Source organism: Massilia brevitalea, from assembly GCF_030711405.1.
GTDB classification, from domain to species: Bacteria; Pseudomonadota; Gammaproteobacteria; order Burkholderiales; family Burkholderiaceae_D; genus Telluria; species Telluria brevitalea.
Genome location: NZ_JAULSI010000094.1, coordinates 1 through 4,647, shown reverse-complemented (window position 1 = coordinate 4,647; position 4,647 = coordinate 1). Strand labels below are relative to the sequence as shown.

Sequence of the window (4,647 nt, the reverse complement as noted above, 5' to 3'; positions counted from 1 at the left end):
AGAATTATTCGTTAAACGCGTTTACGATCAAACGGGACTTGACAAGTAGATTGTCTTCTAAAGCCTATTGTGAGTTCGACAGGTCGTCGCGTATTCGAAATGGAGCAGCATGCTAGTAACCAAAATCGGGCTATTCGATGGCAAATCCTGGGAAAGTCTGTGCCAGCTCGTTTTCAAAAGAAAATATGAAAGCGCAGGATACCACGAAATCCCGGCTTCTCCAGGTGACTTTGGTCTCGAGGGTTTTACACTTCAAAGTGGAATAGGCTTTCAGTGTTACTGCCCGGACCACAATTATAACCCTACTGAATTATACGAAAAGCAGCGGGATAAAATTACGACCGACCTTGCGAAACTTCGTACCTATTCGAGCGAAATTGCTCAGCGGATTGGTTCACTAAAAATCCGTGAGTGGCACTTCGTAACTCCTGAGATTGACCGTCATAAGCTTATATCGCACGCGAGAACGAAAGAGTTGGAGGTACGTTCTTGGAATCTACCAATACTCGACCCAGCGTTCACGATTTATTTGCGTGATGCAGACTACTACCATACAGAAATTAATGCTATTCGCTCATTGAACGGAGAGGCGTTAAATTTTGACGTCGGTCCTCGGCTGTTGCCGAGTCTCAGTGGCCCCCCGGGAGAATATGAAGCAAATTTGCGACGCAAAACCGAAGTCCGACTCGCTCCAAAATCCGCTCATCCTCAATTTCAGCGAAGACTAGATTCACTGTTTGACCAGACTCAATCGGCTTTCTTGGAGCACGGCGCAGTGTTAGGTCGAATAAATAGCTTAGCTCCAGCGGTGTACATCAAATTAATGCGTATTGTAAGCGAATATGAGTTGGCGGTGACTGAACTCACTGACACTTGGTCTGGACCGGCGGAAGAATTAGTTGCCAGGGTAAGAGATGGCCTGACGCACAGGATTACGACACAGTTAGGTCCGCAGGTCGATTTAACGGAAGCAGAACGAGTCTCACGGCACATCGTAGCTCGATGGCTTGCAGTTTGTGAACTAGATTTCGACTGAATTGCATGGCCAAACTAAAATTCATACGCCGCCCGACACCCGTATTGCCTGAGCACCGGCCACTTTACAAAATTGCCCAAATACTTCTTGTCTTGCACTTCTCGCGCGGGAAGAAGTCAAGTGTACTCCGACTGCATCTTTTTAACTGGGCACTTAAATCAGAGCGACGAATTGTTGCGTTGCGTGAGGCAGCAGCTCGCAGTACTTTGTTAGTTCCAGCATGGGGGTTTGACCCCGCTTTGGCAATCGCATTGCGTTACGCTATTGCTGAGCGATTCATAGAATCGATTTCAAACGGATATCAGTTGACTAACCACGGCTCGAGTTTCATTAAAGAAGCCTTGAAAGACGCTGAAATATTTTCCAAAGAGCGCACGGATTTGGCTGTCATCGGTAAGGGTATTACAGAAGCAATGGTCGATAAAGTCGTTAAAGATTGGAACTAAAATGCGCATTAACGCGGTCAAGTTGCGGGTTGCAACTGGCGAAGGCGATTTCGGATTCTTCGTAAAGTTCGGAAAAAAATTAACTATTATTAGAGGTAACAACTCATCAGGCAAGAGTACGCTTTTTCTTTGCCTTCTGTATGCGCTCGGGATGGAAGAAATCGCTGGCGGAAAAAACGAAGCTATCCTCCCATATGCGACCAAGGACCACTTCATGTATGAGGGGCGCCGTATTGAGGTGCTTGCTTCCGAGGTTTACTTGGAGGTTACGAATGGCTCAGGTGAGGTACTTACATTTCGCCGGGCAATTCGTGACCCGCAGAAGAGTTCTAAGCTGATTGAGGTCTTAGACGGGACTTGGCTTACTGACCGGCCGCACACCTCACGCATACGCCCGACCTATTTGCATGATGCCGGCGGCGCACAAAAGGCTGAAGGATTTCATAATCTACTCGAGAAATTCTTGGGTTATGAACTTCCTAGTGTTCCGACTACTAGCGGCGGTAGTACAAAGCTTTATTTGCAGGCAATCTTCGCTGCTATCGCTGTTGAGCAGAAGCGGGGATGGACTGACTATATTGCAAACATCCCGTTCTTCGGTATAAGAGACGCGCGCACTCGTGTCGTCGAATTTTTACTTGACCTTGATGTATTTTCGACTAATGCTGAGCGCAACCGTCTGAACGCCGAATCAGTGGCGATTGCAACGGCGTGGGACTCCGCCTTTCAGGCCTTGCAGAGCATTAGCCAAGATAACAGCTTTGATGTTGCGAATGTTCCCTCCAAAGTCTCTGCACTCTTTCTCACAAGCGAAATTGTAGTGCAAAAGAGAGATGGTGACGAGCTGTTCCCATTGCACACGTATATAGCGAAACTAAAGTCTGAGCACGAGAGAATTGAACAGCGAACTACCACTGGCCCGGAACCGAAATCGAGCGAAGCTGAATCTGCGTTGGACCTCGGCAAAAAGGAGCTTTTCCGACTAGCAAATTTGTATGATACCGCTGTGAGTACGCTGGCCTACCAAAGGGCATCTGTGCAAGAGTATGAGTTACTCTACAAAGAGGCTGCGGATGACCTTGCTCGCAACAGGACGGCTCTTAAATTAAGAAAGCTTGGTGCTGAAGAGTTCGAAGTAGCGCTAGCGAGTGACCGATGCCCGACCTGTCATCAGACGGTGGAAGATTCGCTGCTCACTGGATTAATTGAGGGGCCCCAAATGGACCTCGAAACGAACGTCCTGTACTTGGAAAAACAGGCGCGAATGCTTGAGCGGCAGATTGCGGGCGGTAGAAATGCAGCAGCGGAGAGCGACGCACTCATCCACGATTTGAGCAGAAAAATGAGTGAGACCCGTGAATGGCTTGCTGCGCTTCGTTCTGACGTGGCTACCGATGCTGTTGAATCGCGAGCGCTAATCCGCAGGCAGGTTCAAATCGAGACGGAGATTGAGCGACTGCAAACCGCACAAGCGGAGCTCGACAAGTTGATTGGTAAGTTTCAAATGCTCGCTAAACAGCTTCAAGCCAATCAGAGCCGACGAAAGGTGGTTCCAAAGGAGTATTATTCCGAAGAAGATAAACGAAAGATTCGGGTATTCGAAAAACTATTTCGTGCTAATGCAAGCTCATTCGAGTATGAGAGTGCTGAGGTCAAAGACATCCATGTCAACGACGAAACGTTGGTTCCGTTTTTACAGAATATCGAACTGCGCGAAATTAAGACGGATATTAAGGCAGACTCCAGCGCAAGTGATTTTGTGCGGCTGATACTTAGCTATTTGCTAGCATTACATCAAGCGTCATCCTTGCCAGGCGGCGGTGGGCGCCATCCTGGTATTCTGTTGCTTGATGAGCCGGGACAGCATTCAATGGCGCAATCTAGTCAGCGAGCACTTTTATTGCAGATTGTTGGTGCTCCACTGCTTCAAGGAATTGTAGCCGCTTCGTTTGATGAGTCCCCTGAGGTTTTCAAGGAAGTCACAAGAGGAATCGAGTTTGAACTGGTTGAGCTGGGCGCAAAATCCATCCAGCCACTTTTCTAGGTTTTATAACTACATAACCAACAGTCGAATTGGTCGGAAGTATGCTGTAGCTAGAAGACTCTCTCGTACGCCATTTAAGTAAAGTGCATCTTATCGCGAGGCGTTCCAGGTAGTGAGGCGACTTAATCTACCTTGCCCTCAGAGTCATTGTCTAGGAATATAGCAGTCCGCGGTAGCATCAGGTCGTAGCATGAAAGTATGGTATCTAGCGCGATGTCCTTACTGGGACCCCCCAGTACGCCGTCGCCGACCCGCGCGTCCAAAGTAGCCGTAAGGCAACGTATTGCGCGTGGGCACTCCCAGCCACAAGGGAGCGCGTCCGCGTATTTGTAAACAACTTTTTAGCACGCGACTTGTTTACAGTTTTTCGCCGCTACCAGACATAAGTTATCCACACCGGACCATTTTTGCGGGAGAGAAAAGTCTGAAAAGCGGGATGTTTACGAAAAGAAAGATGCATAGCAAAAGAACGTGCGTGATGTGAACGGCCTCGATTCCGATAGCGCAAGCGCCGTACGCTCGAGCGAGCTGTAAAACGAAGGCAGGGTCGACAGCGGCAGCCCGCCATCGGGGGGCTGCCGCTTTTTCTTGGCGGNGCGGGATGTTTACGAAAAGAAAGATGCATAGCAAAAGAACGTGCGTGATGTGAACGGCCTCGATTCCGATAGCGCAAGCGCCGTACGCTCGAGCGAGCTGTAAAACGAAGGCAGGGTCGACAGCGGCAGCCCGCCATCGGGGGGCTGCCGCTTTTTCTTGGCGGTGTCACCGTTAGCTATGGATGAGGATTGAACTGCTGAGCTCATTCGCGGTCCAAGCCGTATCGCCATCAATACGGAATGACCATGAAATCACCTCGCTTCACGAAGTGGTTTGCGGCCTTGCCCGCACTCAACCAGCCCCAGCGGCTGCGGGTCCTCGACGCCTTGCGTCCGGCGGCCGGGCTGCACCAGGTGCTTGCCCTGACCGAACAATGCCGGTCCCCAGGCCGCCGCTGCCCCTATTGCCGGTGCGAGCGTTGGCACCGGCATGGCCACGCGAACGACCTGCAGCGCTACCGCTGCTTCGCGTGCCGGCGTACCTTCAACGATTTGACCGGCACCCCATTGGCACGCCTGCGGCTG

At 50.3% G+C, this 4,647-nt stretch carries 4 protein-coding genes; all 4 read left to right on the top strand.

The window, feature by feature from the left end:
• Positions 1 to 109: 109 nt before the first annotated feature.
• Positions 110 to 1,036, top strand: a complete 927-nt coding sequence (locus QWL29_RS26280) for a hypothetical protein (protein WP_305825807.1) — start codon at positions 110 to 112, stop codon at positions 1,034 to 1,036.
• Between the two features lie 5 nt (positions 1,037 to 1,041).
• Positions 1,042 to 1,482 carry a hypothetical protein gene (locus QWL29_RS26275; protein WP_305825806.1) on the top strand — a complete coding sequence of 147 codons (441 nt, stop codon included), beginning with the start codon at positions 1,042 to 1,044 and terminating at the stop codon, positions 1,480 to 1,482.
• A 1-nt stretch (position 1,483) separates the two neighbouring features.
• Positions 1,484 to 3,526, top strand: a complete 2,043-nt coding sequence (locus tag QWL29_RS26270) for an AAA family ATPase (protein WP_305825805.1) — start codon at positions 1,484 to 1,486, stop codon at positions 3,524 to 3,526.
• Positions 3,527 to 4,368: 842 nt separating this feature from the next.
• On the top strand, positions 4,369 to 4,647 hold a 279-nt coding region (locus QWL29_RS26265; protein WP_441295517.1), incomplete at its 3' end, for an IS1/IS1595 family N-terminal zinc-binding domain-containing protein.